The organism is Pseudomonas sp. KU43P (assembly GCF_033095865.1).
Taxonomy (GTDB): Bacteria; Pseudomonadota; Gammaproteobacteria; order Pseudomonadales; family Pseudomonadaceae; genus Aquipseudomonas.
On the sequence record NZ_AP019365.1, the window covers coordinates 3,758,821 to 3,776,070 of the forward strand.

Annotated in this window: 24 protein-coding genes and 1 tRNA gene; 20 read left to right on the forward strand and 5 right to left on the reverse strand. The window is 62.8% G+C overall.

Annotated elements, in window-relative coordinates; translation table 11 throughout:
• Nucleotides 1-31: 31 nt before the first annotated feature.
• The 12 genes from KU43P_RS17280 to KU43P_RS17335 all read left to right on the forward strand — a co-directional run bounded on the left by KU43P_RS17280 (nucleotide 32) and on the right by KU43P_RS17335 (nucleotide 5,802).
• Nucleotides 32-349 carry a hypothetical protein gene (locus KU43P_RS17280; protein ID WP_317658635.1) on the forward strand — a complete coding sequence of 106 codons (318 nt, stop codon included), beginning with the start codon at nucleotides 32-34 and terminating at the stop codon, nucleotides 347-349.
• The gene (locus KU43P_RS17285) at nucleotides 346-642 is read left to right on the forward strand and encodes a hypothetical protein (RefSeq protein ID WP_317658636.1); all 297 of its coding nucleotides are present in this window, start codon (nucleotides 346-348) and stop codon (nucleotides 640-642) included. The genes KU43P_RS17280 and KU43P_RS17285 overlap by 4 nt, the downstream gene beginning before the upstream one ends.
• Complete coding sequence (locus KU43P_RS17290) at nucleotides 639-890, forward strand: hypothetical protein (protein WP_317658637.1); 252 nt, start codon at nucleotides 639-641, stop codon at nucleotides 888-890. Before KU43P_RS17285 ends, KU43P_RS17290 begins: the two co-directional genes overlap by 4 nt.
• Nucleotides 887-1,264 carry an ASCH domain-containing protein gene (locus KU43P_RS17295; RefSeq protein ID WP_317658639.1) on the forward strand — a complete coding sequence of 126 codons (378 nt, stop codon included), beginning with the start codon at nucleotides 887-889 and terminating at the stop codon, nucleotides 1,262-1,264. Before KU43P_RS17290 ends, KU43P_RS17295 begins: the two co-directional genes overlap by 4 nt.
• Entirely contained in the window at nucleotides 1,261-1,566 is a 306-nt protein-coding gene (locus KU43P_RS17300; RefSeq protein ID WP_317658640.1) for a hypothetical protein, read from the forward strand. The genes KU43P_RS17295 and KU43P_RS17300 overlap by 4 nt, the downstream gene beginning before the upstream one ends.
• The gene (locus KU43P_RS17305) at nucleotides 1,563-1,913 is read left to right on the forward strand and encodes a hypothetical protein (RefSeq protein ID WP_317658641.1); all 351 of its coding nucleotides are present in this window, start codon (nucleotides 1,563-1,565) and stop codon (nucleotides 1,911-1,913) included. Before KU43P_RS17300 ends, KU43P_RS17305 begins: the two co-directional genes overlap by 4 nt.
• Nucleotides 1,914-1,959: 46 nt before the next feature.
• Nucleotides 1,960-2,271: a hypothetical protein gene (locus tag KU43P_RS17310; RefSeq protein WP_317658642.1), complete on the forward strand. Its 312-nt coding sequence runs from the start codon at nucleotides 1,960-1,962 to the stop codon at nucleotides 2,269-2,271.
• 118 nt (nucleotides 2,272-2,389) lie between these two features.
• Nucleotides 2,390-3,310, forward strand: a complete 921-nt coding sequence (locus KU43P_RS17315) for a DHHA1 domain-containing protein (RefSeq protein WP_317658643.1) — start codon at nucleotides 2,390-2,392, stop codon at nucleotides 3,308-3,310.
• A 59-nt stretch (nucleotides 3,311-3,369) separates the two neighbouring features.
• A complete protein-coding gene (locus tag KU43P_RS17320; RefSeq protein WP_317658644.1) occupies nucleotides 3,370-3,921 on the forward strand; it encodes a hypothetical protein in 552 nt (183 codons plus the stop codon).
• A gap of 60 nt (nucleotides 3,922-3,981) precedes the next feature.
• Complete coding sequence (locus KU43P_RS17325) at nucleotides 3,982-4,458, forward strand: hypothetical protein (RefSeq protein WP_317658645.1); 477 nt, start codon at nucleotides 3,982-3,984, stop codon at nucleotides 4,456-4,458.
• Nucleotides 4,459-4,497: 39 nt separating this feature from the next.
• Complete coding sequence (locus KU43P_RS17330; RefSeq protein ID WP_054903680.1) at nucleotides 4,498-4,734, forward strand: DUF4224 domain-containing protein; 237 nt, start codon at nucleotides 4,498-4,500, stop codon at nucleotides 4,732-4,734.
• 3 nt (nucleotides 4,735-4,737) lie between these two features.
• Nucleotides 4,738-5,802: a tyrosine-type recombinase/integrase gene (locus KU43P_RS17335; RefSeq protein ID WP_317658646.1), complete on the forward strand. Its 1,065-nt coding sequence runs from the start codon at nucleotides 4,738-4,740 to the stop codon at nucleotides 5,800-5,802.
• Between the two features lie 100 nt (nucleotides 5,803-5,902).
• On the opposite strand, the gene KU43P_RS17340 is transcribed toward KU43P_RS17335, so the two are convergent.
• A tRNA-Cys gene (locus KU43P_RS17340) sits at nucleotides 5,903-5,976 on the reverse strand.
• A gap of 153 nt (nucleotides 5,977-6,129) precedes the next feature.
• Nucleotides 6,130-7,149 (reverse strand): protease SohB, encoded by a 1,020-nt coding sequence (gene sohB, locus KU43P_RS17345; RefSeq protein ID WP_317658647.1) that lies wholly within the window; start codon nucleotides 7,147-7,149, stop codon nucleotides 6,130-6,132.
• A gap of 197 nt (nucleotides 7,150-7,346) precedes the next feature.
• Here sohB and KU43P_RS17350 point away from each other — a divergent pair, with 197 nt between their 5' ends.
• The 4 genes from KU43P_RS17350 (at nucleotide 7,347) to KU43P_RS17365 (ending at nucleotide 10,480) form a co-directional block, all read left to right on the forward strand.
• The gene (locus tag KU43P_RS17350; RefSeq protein WP_317658649.1) at nucleotides 7,347-8,057 is read left to right on the forward strand and encodes a histidine phosphatase family protein; all 711 of its coding nucleotides are present in this window, start codon (nucleotides 7,347-7,349) and stop codon (nucleotides 8,055-8,057) included.
• A 55-nt stretch (nucleotides 8,058-8,112) separates the two neighbouring features.
• Nucleotides 8,113-8,430: an SCP2 sterol-binding domain-containing protein gene (locus KU43P_RS17355; protein ID WP_317658650.1), complete on the forward strand. Its 318-nt coding sequence runs from the start codon at nucleotides 8,113-8,115 to the stop codon at nucleotides 8,428-8,430.
• Nucleotides 8,431-8,621: 191 nt separating this feature from the next.
• Nucleotides 8,622-9,689: a phosphotransferase family protein gene (locus tag KU43P_RS17360; protein WP_317658651.1), complete on the forward strand. Its 1,068-nt coding sequence runs from the start codon at nucleotides 8,622-8,624 to the stop codon at nucleotides 9,687-9,689.
• Between the two features lie 23 nt (nucleotides 9,690-9,712).
• A complete protein-coding gene (locus tag KU43P_RS17365; protein WP_317658652.1) occupies nucleotides 9,713-10,480 on the forward strand; it encodes an SDR family oxidoreductase in 768 nt (255 codons plus the stop codon).
• Here KU43P_RS17365 and KU43P_RS17370 read toward each other — a convergent pair whose 3' ends face one another.
• From KU43P_RS17370 to KU43P_RS17380, 3 genes are read right to left on the reverse strand one after another with little or no spacing between them, the layout of a single operon-like run.
• Nucleotides 10,481-11,302 (reverse strand): class I SAM-dependent methyltransferase, encoded by an 822-nt coding sequence (locus KU43P_RS17370; RefSeq protein WP_317658653.1) that lies wholly within the window; start codon nucleotides 11,300-11,302, stop codon nucleotides 10,481-10,483.
• Between the two features lie 51 nt (nucleotides 11,303-11,353).
• Nucleotides 11,354-11,704: a hypothetical protein gene (locus KU43P_RS17375; protein ID WP_317658654.1), complete on the reverse strand. Its 351-nt coding sequence runs from the start codon at nucleotides 11,702-11,704 to the stop codon at nucleotides 11,354-11,356.
• A 40-nt stretch (nucleotides 11,705-11,744) separates the two neighbouring features.
• Entirely contained in the window at nucleotides 11,745-12,905 is a 1,161-nt protein-coding gene (locus KU43P_RS17380; RefSeq protein ID WP_317658655.1) for a GGDEF domain-containing protein, read from the reverse strand.
• Nucleotides 12,906-13,129: 224 nt separating this feature from the next.
• Here KU43P_RS17380 and KU43P_RS17385 point away from each other — a divergent pair, with 224 nt between their 5' ends.
• From KU43P_RS17385 to KU43P_RS17400, 4 genes are all read left to right on the forward strand, one after another.
• Nucleotides 13,130-13,306 carry a hypothetical protein gene (locus KU43P_RS17385; RefSeq protein WP_317658656.1) on the forward strand — a complete coding sequence of 59 codons (177 nt, stop codon included), beginning with the start codon at nucleotides 13,130-13,132 and terminating at the stop codon, nucleotides 13,304-13,306.
• 51 nt (nucleotides 13,307-13,357) lie between these two features.
• Complete coding sequence (locus KU43P_RS17390; protein WP_317658657.1) at nucleotides 13,358-13,738, forward strand: glycine zipper domain-containing protein; 381 nt, start codon at nucleotides 13,358-13,360, stop codon at nucleotides 13,736-13,738.
• 100 nt (nucleotides 13,739-13,838) lie between these two features.
• Nucleotides 13,839-15,689, forward strand: coding sequence for an SLC13 family permease (locus KU43P_RS17395; RefSeq protein ID WP_411567222.1), 1,851 nt, complete (start codon nucleotides 13,839-13,841; stop codon nucleotides 15,687-15,689).
• Between the two features lie 139 nt (nucleotides 15,690-15,828).
• Entirely contained in the window at nucleotides 15,829-17,250 is a 1,422-nt protein-coding gene (locus KU43P_RS17400) for a diguanylate cyclase (RefSeq protein ID WP_317658660.1), read from the forward strand.

The following is a 17,250-nucleotide window of genomic DNA, read 5'->3' on the forward strand; positions in this document are numbered from 1 at the left end:
GCAGGTCGCAGGAGCGGCCAAGGACGAAGTCATGCCTGAAGAAAAGCAATTGATCCAGCCGGCCGCTGTCGCGCGCGATGGAAACGGGTGGTGGTGCCACCTAGGCATCCCTGACTTTGGTGGAACGGAAGACCCGGCCCCCTTCAAGGCCTGGGCGGCTGAGCAAGGCCTGGAGCTGAAGACATGGGATATGGATTCAGACCTGGTTGAGCACCCGTACTTCGACGGAGCCGGCCACTGCAACGGCTGGGAGCCTGAATCGCCTGGCCCTGAGTGGTTCCTGATGGCCATCTTCGACACGGAAGACGGCCCGCATGTGCAGTGGGCTCGCCGCGAGATGAAGCCATGAGGCTGAAACAGTATCCGCTGGACGTTCAGAGCGTCGGCAGCGACACCTACATCGCGATGAGCAAGGGTCACCACGACCTCGATGTGTTCATGGCTGAAGCTGTGAAGGAGTGCCCAGGCTGGTTCCTAGGCGGCCCGCAGCACAAATGGTGCAAGACGGTGCCGGATCGCTCGGGCGAGTTTGCGCACCGATACGTATTCGTCGAGGAAGGCACGCCAGGCGCATGGCCAGCGACCTACTGCTGGGAGTTCGGCGAAGACTACAAGCGCTACAACGCCGAGGTGCAGCCATGACCCGCCTCGCCCTCTGCCTCCTGATGCTGGCCACCGGCGCCAGCGCAGCCGAGAACGTCATCGACGTGCAGCACGACAGCCAGCGCGGCGTCACCTGCTACCTGCTCAATGGGGCCGGCATCAGTTGCATCCCCGACAGCCAGCTGCAGGCCGGCAACCAGCGCCAGCTCTCCCCGCACGAAACCCAACCCGAACCTACACCCGCTCTGGCGCCTGGGCGCTGGATTGATGAGAGGTATCAGCTGTGAAAGCACTTTCAATTCGACAACCGTGGGCCTGGCTGATCATCCATGGCGACAAGGACATCGAGAACAGGTCGTGGCACACCAAGTTTCGTGGTCGATTTCTGGTGCACGCCGCCCAGGGCATGACCCGCAGGGAATGGAGCGATGCCGTGGTGTTCTGCAACGAGCACCGACTGGCCCTCCCCCCACACTGGAGTCAGCTTCAGCGCGGCGGAATTATCGGATCGGTTGAGCTGACCGATAGCGTCGATACCAGCACGTCGCCTTGGTACATGGGCGAGAAGGGTTTCGTCCTGTGCGATCCAAGGCCCTGGGCATTCACTCCACTCAAGGGGCGCCTTGGGTTCTTTGATGTTCCTGCAGGAGTTTCGCCATGACCGATCTGACCCAAGCGAAGAACTCCACCTACTTCCTGCAAGCCGCCATCGATGTGCAGGCCGAGCGCGGGAAGCAGTACGACGCACCCGGCGGCGAGCGCAGCATGGGCCGCACCGTCCAGGCCTTCAACGCCATCACCGGCCGTGACCTCACCGAAGCCGAGGGGTGGCTGCTGCTCCAGGTGCTGAAGGACGTTCGCCAGTGGCAGAACCCCGACAAGTTCCACGAGGATAGCGCGCTGGATGGGGTGGCGTACTCGTCGCTGAAGGCTGAGGCCCTGGCCGCCGGTGGCCAGCCATGAGAACTCTCGGCGAAATCATCGAAGCAGCCAAATCCGGCGAGCGACCAGATTACGACGAGCTGCGGCTGGCCGTTTGCGCCCTGGACGGGCTCATGACCTTCGACCGTCAAGCCATCTGGAAACTGGCCGAAGGCGAGGAGAAAGGCAAGAAGCCGTTCTTGACCTGGAGCAGCGTCTGGCAGCGTGACGAGCAGTTCCAGCGCATCAAGCGCGCCATGGCAACTGACCCGAAGTCCTACCTCGGCGCCAGCTACGACCCCGACAGCCCGGAAGTACAAGAGCGCCGACGCAGGTCGATCGCCATCCTGGAAGGCGTTGCCCGCCGCTCACAGGAGAAGAAGCCATGATCCTGCCCCTGATGTACATGGCCTACCTGATATACAGGGGGCCGCGATGAGCGCCGAAGTCTTCAAGTTTCCAGCCAAGCGCCGGGCCCACAACAACCAGGTGACCACCAACCAAGCTGAACGCAAGAAGCTGGCCGACTGGTTTCGGGAAGTTGCCAGCCACATCGAGGCCAACGAGGTAGAGCGTGAGCCGCTGGCAGCCTTGATCGTGCTCAGCAGCGCAGCCGGTGACGAGGTTCTGCATGCCGGCTACTCAACCGATGCCACCTCACTCGTCCAGGCCGGCAACGCAGCCCGGCAATGGGCTCACCTGACTTTCCAACGCCGGGCCGGCAACTTCTTCGACCGCCAGCGCTAACCCCTCCCCCTACTACTCAAGCCCGCCATCCAGCGGCGCCATACCGGTGACCACACCGAAATGGTTATCCTCAATCATCATTCAAGCCCGCCGGGAGCCGCGCGGGCGAGGACCATCTATGTCTGAACGCAAAACGATGTGCATCTACCACGGGAACTGTGCTGACGGCTTCGGGGCCGCATGGGTTGTCCGTAAAGCCATGGGTACCCGGGTTGAGTTCGTGGCCGGCGTGTACGGCCTGGAACCACCGGACGTAACCGACAAGGACGTAATCATCGTGGACTTCAGCTACAAGTCCGAAGTGATGGTCGCCATGAGCTTCAAAGCCAACAGCATCATCGTCCTCGACCATCACAAATCGGCGGCTGAGGACTTGGGTAAGTTTCCGCCATTCCATGCCGGTGTTCGCCTCGATGGGCGACACGCCGACGGCTCGGTCGCGCTGGGATGGGAAAGCGCTTTCACCCTCATGTACTCGCAGAACTCCCCGCGCATTGCCTGCTGTTTCGACATGCATCGCAGTGGCGCCATGCTCGCCTGGGATCACTTCTTCCCCGGGAAAGAGCCACCAAAGCTGCTGCGCCACATTCAGGACCGCGACCTTTGGTTGTTCGAACTGGACGGCACCCGCGAAATCCAGGCCAACCTGTTCAGCTACCCCTACGACTTTGAAGTCTGGGACAAGCTCATGTCCGCCGAGGTGGAGACCCTGCGTTCGGACGGCGCCGCCATCGAGCGCAAGCACCACAAGGACATTGCCGAACTGGTCGCCGTTATGAAGCGCCGCCTGGTCATCGGGGGGCATGATGTGCCGGCAGCCAGCCTGCCGTACACGCTCACCAGTGATGCGGGGCACCTAATGGCTCAAGGCGAGCCATTCGCCGCTTGTTACTGGGACACCCCGGATGGCCGCGTATTTAGCCTCCGCAGCACTGACGAAGGCCTCGACGTCTCAGAGATCGCAAAACAGTACGGCGGCGGAGGCCACCGCAATGCCTCTGGTTTCCGGGTGCCATTTGGCCACGAACTGACTCAATAACCCGGAAGACACCATAGCAGCCCGTCGGCTTAGACCCGCGGGCACGGAGAGCTATTGCCATGATCATCGACGATGTGATGACCGACAAGATCACGCTCCACGGCCTGGGCTTCGTTCAGGTTCAACTGCAGGGCGAGCAGCGCCTGCACGTGTGGCACCCCGAACTGCCGCGCCGCAGCTGCTTCGAGCATTCGGCCATCCACGATCACCGCTTCAACTTTATTTCACGGGTGCTGGTCGGCACGCAGATCAACCACTGCTACTGGATGATGAGCAATCCGGAAGGCGAATTTGTGCTGTACCTGCACGAAGGTAAGCGCACCGCCGGCGGCGGACGCCCTTGGACACCGGACGGTCGTGCCGACCTGGTGCATGAGACCACCTTCAAGATCGATGTCGGTAACGACTACAACACCCAGGCCTATGCGTACCACCGCACAGAGCCAGGCGGTGACGGTCGGGTGGCCACCATCATGCAGAAACGCGGCGAATACCCGGCCGGCGCCCACTCCACCTGCCGCTACGGCGTCCAGCCGGACACCGACTTCGACCGTTACCAATGGCCCGCAGCCCGACTCTGGGAAGTCGTGCGCGACGTGCTGCTGGCCTGACCCCTACCCCTTTCTCAAACAAACGGCCCGGCGGCGATCGCTGCCGGGCGAGGATGACCTATGTCCGCAGTAAACCGATTCCACGAAGTAGCCAACGATGCGCTGGTGAAGATCAGCGACCAATTGACACCAGAAGCCAAGCTGACCTTGGTGGTCTACATCCCCGGCGAGCCAGAGCAAGACATCGTCTTCAAGGGGCCAGGCGTCGATGCCGACGAGGTCGTGAACACCCTGCGCCGGCGCGGCGGGCTGAGCCTCGATGGCGCAACCCTGTACAAGCGCTTGATCTGCGATGCCGCTATCGGAGCGTTGGGGTATGGGACGCAGAACAACAACTTTCCACCATCTGGTCACTGGCTGCAGGAGTTCTGGGATATCGGCCGAGGCGAGGGTCAGCACCAGGCAAAGCTGATCGAGGCCTTGCAGCAGGTAACTGACTGCCTGAGCAAGGCCCTGACTGGCGGATCGGTACCGGCTGCCGAGGCTGGTCGGGCCCTAGTCGTCGCAGGCGAGCTCCTGCAGCCACACCGAACCTGACCACCAACCTGCCGCCACCGGCGGCGTGGAGCCCATCCCATGGAACATGCAAGCGAGTTTCTCGATGAGGAAGAGGTGGTGCGGGTGACCGGCTACCAGCTCCCGAGCAAACAGATCGCGTGGCTGGCCAACAATGGCTGGCAGTACACGCTCACCCGGGCCAGGCGGCCTATTGTCGGCCGGGTATACGCCCGGCTCAAAATGGCAGGCGTCAAGCCAACGGCAACGAATGCCACGGCTGAAACATGGACATTGGACTTATCGCGCGTGGGGTAGAAAGTGCGCCATAGAAAAAAGGAAAACCGTGACCTGCCGGAGCGCATGCTTCGGCGTGCCCGGAAAAGGAAAGGCGGGAAAGTTTGGGTGGCGTACTACTACTGCGGTAGGGACGCGGACGGGAAGAGGATCGAAATCCCTTTGGGGCAAGACTTGGCGGAGGCCAAGCTGGAGTGGGCGCGCCTGGAGCAGAAGGCCAGGCCGAAGGTTATGGCAACGATGGGGGAGCTGTTCGAACGGTATGAGCGGGACATTATCCCGACGAAAGCGTCCCGCACTCAAAAAGACAACAAGTACGAACTGGAACGCCTGCGCAAGGCGTTCGGTGACGCGCCGATCGAGGCCATCAGCCCGCCGGTCGTTGCCCAGTACCGGGACGCCCGCACCGCGAAGACTCGGGCAAACCGGGAGATCGCCCTGCTGTCGCACGTTTTCACCATGGCCATGGAGTGGGGCTTTGTGGAGCGCAACCCCTGCCTGGCGGTTCGCCGCAACAAAGAGAAGGTCCGCGACTTCTACGCGGCCGACGAGATCTGGGATGCGGTGTACGCCGAAGGCGACCAGGGTCTCAAGGACGCCATGGACCTGGCCTACTTGGCCGGCCAGCGCCCAGCCGACACGCTGAAGTTCAGCACGGTCGACCTCGACGAGGACTACTTGTGGGTCGACCAGAACAAGACCGATAAGAAGTTGCGAATTCGACGGCATGTGAATGGCGTGCTGACCGGCCTAGGCCTATTCATCGAGGCGCTGCTTGAACGGCGCAAGCTGCAGGGCGTGCGCAATTCACGCCTGATTACCAACGACGCCGGCCTACGGATGAGCTGGGAGATGCTGAGGAATCGCTTCAGTGAGGCGCGGGACAAGGCTGCTCGCAAGCTGATCGGCGACGGCAACACAGACCTGGCCGCCAAAGTTCGGCAGTTCCAGTTCCGCGATATCCGCCCGAAGGCTGCATCGGAGATCGAGGATATCAGCCACGCCAGCCGGCTGCTGGGGCACTCGAAAGAGGAGATCACCAAGCGGGTCTATCGCCGCGTTGGCGAGGTTGTGAGCCCAACGAAATAGTCAGGGGTTGCGGAACACATGCCAAAAGTTGCGGAACACTTTGCTTTTTTGACTCGCAAAGAGAAACCCCGCAGACGTTAATCTGCGGGGCTTTCGAATGTGGAGGCCGAGGTCGGAATCGAACCGGCGTAGACGGATTTGCAATCCGGAGCATAACCACTTTGCTACTCGGCCTCAAAGTTCGGATCTAGCTGCTTGCGCTTTGCTATCTCCTTGAAACACTGAACCTTTTTCAAAGTTCGCTGCGTTTCGATGGGCGCATTATGTCTGCATTCCGCAGACCTTGCAACCCCCTGATCAAAAAAAATATTCAAGGGGTTCAAGGGTTTAGCGCAAGCGGCCGAGTTTACTCCACAAACCCACCAGGGTGTTCTCCACCGTGCCGCTGGCTGCCATGCCGATGCGCTCCTGCAAACTCTTGCGTTCGGCGTAGTGCAGGTGGAACAGGTTGGCGTTGCGGGCGCGGTCGCTGAGGTATTCGTCGCTGGTCTGCAACTGGTCTACCAGCTTGCGGTTCAGGGCGGCGACGCCCAGCCAGACCTCACCGGTGGCCACCTCGTCGATATGCAGCTGCGGGCGGTAGCGGGCGACAAAGTCCTTGAACAGCTGGTGGGTGATGTCCAGGTCTTCCTGGAACTTCTCCCGGCCCTTCTCGGTGTTCTCGCCGAACACGGTCAGGGTGCGTTTGTATTCCCCGGCGGTGAGTACCTCAAAATCGATGTCATGCTTTTTCAGCAGGCGGTTGACGTTTGGCAACTGCGCCACCACACCGATCGACCCGAGGACGGCAAAGGGCGCACTGACAATCTTCTCGCCGATGCAGGCCATCATGTAACCGCCACTGGCGGCCACCTTGTCGATGCACACGGTCAGCGGGATGCCGGCTTCGCGAATGCGCGCCAGTTGCGAGGCGGCCAGGCCATAGCTGTGCACCAGGCCACCGCCGCTTTCCAGGCGCAGGACCACTTCGTCACGCGAGGTGGCGAGGGTCAACAGCGCAGTGATCTCGTTACGCAGGCTTTCAGTGGCGGAGGCCTTGATATCGCCATCGAAATCGAGCACGAATACTCGGCCCTTTTCTTCGGCCTTGGCCTTTTTCTTCTGTTTTTCGGTCTTCGCCTGCTGCTTACGCAAGGCCTTGAGCTGGGCCTTGTCGAGCAGGCCGGACTCCAGCCGCTCGCGCAATTCTTTATAGAACTCGTTGAGGCGGGTGACCTGCAGTTGGCCACCGGCCTTGCGCCGCCCTTTGCCGCGCAAACCGGCAATGGCGGACAACACCACCAGGATGGCAATCACCAGGGTGGCGGTTTTAGCGAGAAAGCTTGCGTATTCGGCAAGAAACTCCACGTTGACTCCTTATGAACCAGCGCCTGAACGGCGCGAAACTGTAGCTAGCATACCGGTGCTCTGGTAGTGCTGCCAGCCGAGGTAAAGGCCGGCAACACAGTTCAAACAACCTTTTCAAACGCTTGTATGTTTTTTCGTTGACAGCCCGTGTGGCGCATCCTAACCTCGCAGCAACCTTCAAGCGGCCGGATACCTTCGTGGGCAACCTCTACCTGATCCGACATGGCCAAGCCTCCTTCGGTGCCGATGACTATGACGTCCTGTCGCCGGTAGGCATTCGCCAGAGCCAAGCACTGGGCGAACACATGGCCCAGCTTGGCCTGCGCCTGGATCGCTGTGTGGCGGGTGACCTGCGCCGCCAGCAGGATACTGCCCGGCTGGCGCTGGAAACATTACACGGCAACGGCTGCGCAACACCGGCCATTGAGACAGACCCGGCATTCAATGAGTTCGACGCCGATGGAGTAATCCGTGCGTTGCTGCCCAGCCTGCTGGCCGAAGAGCCGAACGCCCGCGATATCCTGCGCAATGGCGCGCATAACCGCAGCGAGTTCCAGCGCCTGTTCGCCCTGATGGTACAGCGCTGGCACGCTGGCGAGCATGCCGATGACGGCTTGGAGACCTGGCAGGCATTTACCTCGCGGGTCGAGGCCGGCTTGCAGCGTGTGCTGGACAGTGCTGGCAGTGGCGACAACATCGCCGTGTTCACCTCGGGAGGTACCATTGCCGCCCTGCTCCACCTGGTTACCGGAATTACCCCCAGCCAAGCCTTCGCACTGAACTGGCAGATCATCAACACGTCGCTCAGCCAACTGAAGTTTCGCGGCCGCGACGTGGCACTGGCCTCCTTCAACAGCCAAGCCCATGTGCAACTGTTGAAGGTGCCGGAACTCATCACCTATAGATGAGCCCGGCCTGTTGTGCCCCTGCGGGCACTCATAATTACTTAACAAGGAATACACCATGAGCGATGTAGCTAAAGCCGTCGAAGCGATGAAAGCAAAGTTCAATCCCGCCGCTGCTGCCGGCCTGGACCTGGTGTTCGGCTTCAACATCACCGACGAAAACAAGCACTACTCCCTGATCGTCAAGGACGGCACCTGCGACCTGCAGGAAGGTGAAAACCCGGATGCCAACTGCACCCTGGTCATGGACAGCGAAACCCTCAAGGGCATCGTCAGCGGCGAAACCGACGGCATGCAGGCCTTCATGGGCGGCAAGCTGCGCGTTGAAGGCGACATGATGCTGTCGATGAAACTCAGCGAGCTGTTCCCTTCCTGAGTGACGGGTACACCGAGCGAGACGAAAACCGAAGCCTGAACGGCTTCGGTTTTTTTTTGCCTGCACACGGCATTCGGTGCAGTGATCGGCCAGCAACACCCATACCTATATGGCACCTGGCACGCTTGTTCCAGCGCACCAAGGCCATTAAATTAGCCAATAGTCCTTGCGCTAGAAAATAAGGAAAACGCATGACGCTCACCGACCAGTCCACCCAGGTACGCCCCGGCGAAGAACTCGACGCGGCCGTCATCGATCCTTACCTCAAGGCCCACATCCCAGGCCTTGACGGCACGCCGAGCATCAGCCAGTTCCCAGGTGGTGCCTCCAACCTGACCTACCTGGTGGCCTACCCGGGCCGCGAGTTCGTGCTGCGTCGCCCGCCGTTCGGCCAGAAAGCCAAGTCGGCCCACGACATGGGGCGCGAGTTCCGCATCCTCAATCAGCTCAACAGCGGCTTCCCCTACTGCCCAAAAGCGTATGTGCACTGCACCGACGAAACCCTGATCGGCGGCGAGTTCTACGTGATGGAACGGGTCAAGGGCATCATCCTGCGCTCGGACATCCCGGCCGAGCTGGGCCTGGATGCCACGCGCACCGAAGCCCTGTGCAAGAGCTTCATCGACCGCCTGGTAGAACTGCACCAGGTCGACTACAACGCCTGCGGCCTGGCTGACCTGGGCAAGCCGGAAGGCTACGTGCAACGCCAGATCGAGGGCTGGACCAGCCGCTACGAAAAAGCCCTGACCCCCGACGCGCCGCGCTGGGAACAGGTCATCGCCTGGCTGCGCGACAAGATGCCCGCCGACCACCCGCGCCCAGGCATCGTTCACAACGACTACCGCTTCGACAACGTGATCCTCGACGCCGACAACCCGATGCGCATCATCGGCGTGCTCGACTGGGAAATGACCACCCTCGGAGACCCGCTGATGGACCTGGGCAACAGCCTGGCCTACTGGATCGAGGCCAGCGACCCGGCGCCGGTGCAATTGATGCGTCGCCAGCCGAGCAACGCCCCGGGCATGCTCACCCGCCGCCAGTTCGTCGACTATTACGCCGAGCGCGCCGGCATTCGCCTGGACAACTTCGATTACTACTATTGCTACGGCCTGTTCCGCCTGGCCGGCATCGTGCAGCAGATCTACTACCGCTTCTACCACGGCCAGACCCAGGACAAACGCTTCGCCCAGTTCATCCACATGAACCGGTTGCTGGAGCAGATGAGCCTGCAGGTCATCGGCAAGTCCACCCTCTGACGACAGACAACAAGGAAAACAGCATGTCCAAGACTCACCTGTTCGACCTCGACGGCAAGGTCGCTTTCGTCTCCGGTGCCAGCCGTGGCATCGGCGAGGCCATTGCCCACCTGCTGGCCCAGCAAGGTGCCCATGTGATCGTCTCCAGCCGCAAGCTCGAAGGCTGCCAGCAAGTGGCCGACGCGATCATTGCCGCCGGCGGCAAGGCCACGGCGATTGCCTGCCACATTGGTGAGCTGGAGCAGATCCAGCAGGCGTTTGCCGCCATCCGCGAACAGTTCGGGCGCCTGGACGTGCTGGTCAACAACGCCGCCACCAACCCGCAGTTCTGCAACGTGCTGGACACCGACGCCGGCGCCTTCCAGAAGACCGTCGACGTCAACATCCGCGGTTACTTCTTCATGTCGGTGGAAGCCGGCAAGCTGATGCGCGAAAACGGCGGCGGCAGCATCATCAACGTAGCCTCGATCAACGGGGTTTCACCGGGCCACTTCCAGGGCATCTATTCGGTGACCAAGGCGGCGGTGATCAACATGACCAAGGTCTTCGCCAAGGAGTGCGCAGCGTTCGGCATCCGCTGCAACGCCCTGCTGCCGGGCCTGACCGACACCAAGTTCGCTTCTGCATTGGTGAAGAACGACGCCATCCTCAACGCAGCATTGCAGCAGATTCCGCTCAAGCGCGTGGCCGACCCCAAGGAAATGGCCGGCGCCGTGCTGTACCTGGCCAGCGATGCGTCCAGCTACACCACCGGCACCGCCCTCAACGTCGACGGTGGCTACCTGTCCTGATCAGGCCTTGATTGCCTGCAGGGTGTAGCTCAGCGGCAGGCGCTGGGGCGCATGGCGCAACCGCCATTCGCCATCGGCGCCCTTGTCCATCTGCCCCGGCAACGCCTCCCAGGGTAGGCTCTGGTGCTCGACCAGGCCGGTCAGTTGCAGGCCGTGGGCGAGCAAGGCGCTGATGACCTCACCCAACCCGTGGTTCCATTCGTGGGTTTCGGTCCGGGTCAGGCGTTGGTCGCTGTCGACGTAGGTCTGGTCGGTGTGCCATACCGTCGGTGCTTCGTGCTCGAAGTACGGATACTCCAGTTGCAGCCGGTCCTGGTGGTCTTCATTGACGGCCATCAGCATCGGGTGCCCATCGCGCAGGAACAAGCGGCCACCCGGTTTGAGCAAGGCTGCCACGGCGCGGGCCCAGGGCTCGATGCCCGGCAGCCAGCACAGCGCGCCGATGCCGGTGTAGACCAGGTCGAAACTACCGGCGGGCAAGACTCGGTCAGCTTCGTAGACGTCGGCCTGCACATAATCGATAGCCGTGCCGCAGCGCTCGGCCAGACGCCTGGCTTCGAGCAGCGAGGCGGCGGAGTAGTCCAGGCCGCAGACCTGGGCGCCCAGCCGCGCCAGCGACAGGGTGTCGGTGCCGATGTGGCATTGCAGATGGACCGTGCGCAGGCCCTGAATGTCGCCAAGACGCGGCAGGTCGAAACGGACGGTTTCGGACAGGTGCTCAGGCTGGCCGACCAGGCGCTCGACTTCATAGTCCTTCGAAGCCGCGTGCAGCGGCGCCCGCTCATCCCAACTGTCACGGTTCAGTTGCTGTGATCGATCCATGGTAGCCATCCTTGCTCTGATCTTGAAATCTACCAGCAACCTCGGCCCGCCTTACAGGCAGGTGGCCGCTGCAGCCCGGCGCTGCAGGGCAACGCCATCATTTTTCTGCGCATAGTAATCCACCCGAGTGCCACCCGCCTGCGGGTACACATCGACGAACGACTCGGCTTCACGGGTATATACCGTCAGGCCACCTTGCTTGCGCGGCTCCAGGTAACCACTGGCGTCATCCCCGAACACGTCTTCCTTCTGCCAGCTGAACTGGATGCACTGCGCCACCAGCTCCGGTGCCTTCTGCGAATTGAGCTGCGCAGTCGGCTGGCCGCCACGTGCCGCGTCCATGGTCGCGGAAGCGCAACCGACCAACACCAGTGCCGCAGCCATCGGCAAAATTGCTCGCATGTTCCATCCTCGGGGCAAAAAAGAAAGCGACTCTAGCACTTCATCCGGCCCCGACCAACGCCGCCATGCGCACCGCATTGCGTCCTGCCGCCTTGGCCTGGTAGAGCGCCGCATCAGCCTGGGCCAGCAGGCTCGAGGTGCTGTCGTGGGGGCCAGGCACACCGCACCACAGCCCCACACTGAAACGCAGTGCAATCTCGTCACCGGCGAAATGCGCAGGGCTCGTGGCGATGGCCTCGCGCAAGGCATGCAGCGCCTGCAGGGCGCAGTCCCGGTCGGCGTGGGGCAACAGCAATAGAAACTCCTCGCCACCGTAACGGCCCATGCTGTCGCCCTCGCGCATGCGCTGCTGCAGCTGGCGCACGCAATGGCACAGCACCTCGTCACCGGCTAAGTGGCCGTACACATCGTTGATGCGCTTGAAGTGGTCGATGTCGATCATGGCCACGGCCAGGTGGCTCTGCTCACCACGGGCACAGTCCAGTGCCACGGCAAAGCGTTCGAGAATCGCCCGACGGTTGAAGGTGCCGGTCAGCACGTCGCGCAAAGCCAGGTGCTGCAGGCGCGTTTCGCTGCGTTCCTTGGCCATCAGCACCAGGCCGATGGAGTACATCATCACCGTGACCGTGCCGATGGCCACGGAAATGCTCTGCTTGAGGTTGCTGGTGTCGTAACGCATCTCCACCGCGGTACCGCCGAGCACCGCCACGGCGCGCATACCCAGGCCGACCAGGCTGATCAAGGCGCCGATCTCCAGCAGCAGGTGCGCCCTGCCCGGCCGCTCCACGTGGCGCCGCGCCCAGTACAGGATCATCGCGCACTGCAGCATCAGCACCAGGCTGGCCAGCAGCATGCGCGGCTCCAGGGTATCGAGCAGCAGCATCAGGCCCACCAGCATGAACGCCGGCATGATGAAAATCAGCCGCCAGGGCATGGCCTGCTCGCGCACCCGGAACAGGCTCGCCGTATAAAATGCCAGCGCCAGCGACAACAGGCTGTTGCCCACGCCATAGCTGAGCCACAGCGGTGCATGGCCATACAGGGTGTAGCAGACGTAGGCCAAGGCATGGGCAAGCAGCCCGCAGCCGGTCAGCCACACGTCGTTGCGGCGATTGGACGGGCCAACCAGCAACAGGCAGAAGGCGAGGATGGTCGCCACCAGGGCAACGGCGGCGAACAGTGTGGGGGTATGGGCGATCATCGTGATTCACCGTGTGGCAGCTAGCCGTCTTCATTGCGGCCTGCCTAGCAGTTTATGGGCCGAGCCGCGCTCCGGCCATGACCGAACGGGACAGAACAGCAGCCGACAGGCACGCCGTTCATCGCCGGCGCAACAAAAAAATCACCGCCCAGGAAACAAAATGGACCGTTCCCAGTCTCAGGAAGTGTCCCGTAAACCTTTGCGGATCAAGGACCTATATCGTGATGACCCGCTTTGCAAGCTGTTCGCTGATCGCCGCATTCCTGCTGGTTGCCGGCTGCCACCACCATCACTACCACGATGACGATGATGGCTGGCGTGATGGCGATCGCGATCACCGTCACCACCAGCGTTACGACCGCGATGATGATCGCCGCTACCGTGACCGCGACTACCGCTAAGACGTCTTCTCAATCCACCCACAACCTGATGATTCTTCCGAGGCTTCTATCATGCGTCTGACTTTGCCTTCCATTGCCCTTGGCCTGCTGCTGTGCCAGGGCGCTTTCGCCGGTGACGGCAGCGCCGCCATTGGCGGTGGCCTGGGGGGTGCCCTGGGTAACGTGGTCGGCCAACAAATCGGTGGCAGCACCGGCGCAACCATCGGTGCCGGCTTGGGTGGCGCGGCAGCCGGTGCGGTAGGTGCCAACAAAGGCAGCCGTACCGAAGCGGCCATTGGCGGTGGCCTGGGTTCGGCCGGCGGCTCGGTCATCGGCCGCAAGGTCGGTGGTTCGAGCGGCTCGACCATCGGTGCTGGCCTGGGCGGCGCAGCCGGTAGCGCCCTGGGCAACCACATGGGCACCAGCAGCAAGAAACACCACCGTCACCACTGATGGCCGTACGCTCGGGGCCGCCTTGCGGCCCTGATGCTCATCAATATCACCTTCACCACGACCTGCCACACTGACTGCTACTGTCTACTGTGCCTCTTGTGTGAAGGAACATCCCCGCCTCATGAACCAGGAATTGCTCTGGGTCCTCGGCCTGCTGGCCGTCGTCGTCGTCCTCTTCGTCATCAATCGCCCGCGCATGGACGTGGTCGCCCTGATGGTCATCCTCGCCCTGCCCTTGTCGGGCATCCTTACCATCGAACAAGCCCTGGCTGGCTTCAGCGACCCCAACGTGGTGCTGATCGCCGCGCTGTTCGTGATCGGCGAAGGGCTGGTGCGCACCGGCATCGCCTACCGCATCGGCGAATGGATGAGTGAACGTGCCGGCAACAGCGAGGCACGCCTGCTGGTATTGCTGATGGTGTCGGTGGCCGGGCTGGGCTCGGTGATGAGCTCCACCGGTGTGGTGGCAATCTTCATTCCGGTGGTCCTGAGCATCGCCGCGCGCCTGAAGATTCCCCCCAGCCGGCTGATGATGCCCTTGAGCTTCGCCGGCCTGATCAGCGGCATGCTCAGCCTGGTGGCAACACCGCCCAACGTGGTGGTGCACAGCGAACTGGTGCGCCATGGCTTGCCAGGTTTCAGCTTCTTCAGTTTCACCCCGTTCGGCCTGGTGGTGCTGGTACTGGGCGTCGGCTACATGCTCCTGACCCGCAATTGGCTCAACGGCGAAGTGCGCAAGGACGGCCGCGTGGAAACCCGCCGCACCCTGCTGGACCTGGTGCTCGCCTACAAACTCAATGGCCGCGAGCGGCGCCTGCGTATCCGCCCGCAGTCGCCCCTGATCGGCCATACCCTCGGCGAGCTGGAGCTGCGCACCCGGCATGGCGCCAACGTGATCGGCATCGAGCGCCAGCACAAGTTCACCACCCGGGTGATCGCTGCCGACTCCAGCACCGTGCTACACCAGGGCGATGTACTGCTGCTCGACCTGTTCGCCAATCGCGACGACTTGCGCAGCCTGTGCCAGACCATGCAACTGGAGCCGCTGCACTTCAAGGCGGCCTACTTCATCGACCAGTCCCAGGAGCTGGGCATGGCGGAAGTTTCGCTGCCGCCGGGCTCCAAGCTGATCGGCAAGAGCATCCTCGAAATAGCCTTCCGCACGCGCTATGACCTCAACGTGGTCGGCCTGCGCCGAGACCAGGCAGCCATCGAGGAGCAACTGGTGGAAGAGAAACTGCGCCTGGGTGACACCCTGCTGGTGGTCGGCCCGTGGAAGGCGGTGCGCCTGCTGCAAAGCCAGCCCAAAGACTTCCTGGTACTGAGCCTGCCCGCCGAGATCGACCAGGTCGCCCCAGCCCGTACCCGCGCGCCCTATGCCTTGATCAGCCTGGCGGTGATGGTCGGGCTGATGGTCAGCGGCGCGGTGCCCAATGTCATCGCCGCGCTGATCGGCTGCCTGTTGATGGGCGCCGGGCGCTGCATCGACATGAACAGTGCCTACCGCGCCATCCACTGGCAGAGCCTGGTGCTGATCGTGGGCATGCTGCCCTTCGCCCAGGCCCTGCAGAAGACCGGAGGCATCGACCTGGCAGTAGGGGGCCTGGTCAGCCTGCTGGGCGGCGCCGGGCCGATCGCCATGCTGGCCTGCCTGTTCATGGTCACGGCGGTGATCGGCCTGTTCATCTCCAATACCGCCACCGCCGTACTGATGGCACCGGTGGCGATCAGCACCGCGACACAACTTGGCCTGTCGCCCTACCCGTTCGCCATGACCGTGGCCCTGGCAGCATCGGCGGCGTTCATGACACCGGTGTCTTCCCCCGTGAACACCTTGGTGCTGGGCCCTGGGCAGTACCGCTTTGCCGACTTCGTCAAGGTGGGCGTGCCGTTCACCTTGCTGGTGATGGTGGTGACCGTACTGATGGTGCCGTGGTTCTTCGGCTTGTAGGAGAATGTCGCGATCAATAGTGGCATTAAGATATTATCCCTACAGATCGCGGCAGATTGACATCAAGTACCCTGTGCAAACACACTGAGGCGTCATTGCCCCAGGTGCCTACAGCCGTTGTCCTGGATTTCGTCTCCGCTTGTCGGTCGAGCCTATGGTTTTTCCAGCACAATCGCGCCTGTTGCCCTACCTTGCACTGTTCGGGCTAACCTTTGCCCTGACGTTGGCCGGTATCCTGGCCCGGCCAATCGAGTCCCTGTCTCTGTTCTGGCCCGTGAATGCGGTGCTGGCCGGTGTTCTGTTGCGCTATCCGCGGCAGGCCGGGGTCGTCGGCTTCAGCCTGGTCTGGCTGGCCATGGTCACTGCCGACCTGGCCTGCGGCAGCGCCTGGGCGCCTGCCTTATGGTTCAACCTGTGCAACCTGGGGGTGGTGGTAACGGTATGGCTGCTGCTGGCGCGCTTGCCCCGCCTGCACCGGCGCATGCGCAGCCCATATGGCGTGCTCAGCGTCTTCGGCGCCTGCGCCGCGGGTGCCACGGTAGCGGCCAGCCTGGCCTGCGTGATGGCCGCACCGTGGTTCGAACAATCGCTGCGCGCGACCTGGCTGGCCTGGTTCAGCGAACAGTTCTCGACCAGCGTGCTCGTGCTGCCGGTGATGCTAACGGCCCCTTCAGCCCGCGCACTGCTGCGCAGCAACCAGGCGATCCGCCTGGCGCCGTTGCTGGTGCTACTGGTCTCGCTGGCACTGAGTATCGGCTTTGGCGGGCCCGGCGCCATTGCCTTCCCGATCGCCGCCCTGCTCTGGTGCGCCTGGACCTACTCCCCCTTTCTGGTCTCGCTGCTCACACTCACCGCCGGCAGCACACTGATCGTCGCCGTGGCACAGAATCTCATGCACTTCAGCGTGCCGCAGAGCGAGCCGGGGGTCACCACGCTGATGTCGGCGCGCCTGGGCATTGCCATGCTGGTGCTCGGCCCGCTGGTGGTCGCGTGCGTCAGCCAGGCCAACCGCAGCCTGTTGGCGCGCCTGGCGCACCAGGCCACCGTCGACCACCTGACCGGCGTGCTCACCCGCAGCGCCTTTACCCGCCGCGCCAACGCCCTGCTCGACAGCCGTCAGCAGCATGCCCAAGCCGTACCGCTGACCCTGATGATGCTCGACATCGACCATTTCAAATCGATCAACGATCGCCACGGCCATGCCGTGGGCGACCAGGTGCTGCGCCAATTTGCCCGCACCCTGCAAGACCAGCTGCACGAGGGCGAGCTGCTGGCGCGCATGGGCGGTGAAGAATTCGTGGTGATACTGCCGGGCCTGGCGCCGGACCGCGCCAAGTTCACCGCCGAACGCCTGCGCCGCGCCGTGCAGGATCTGCACTTGGCACAAGGCGATGCGCGCCTGCAGATTACCGTGAGCATCGGCCTGGACGGCTGCGACGCCGACACCGTGGCACCCTCGCTGGATACCTTGATGGCCCGCGCCGATCAGGCCCTGTACCGGGCCAAGGCCCACGGGCGCAACCGGGTCGAACAGGCCGAGGCCCAGCGCCATGTGGTCTGA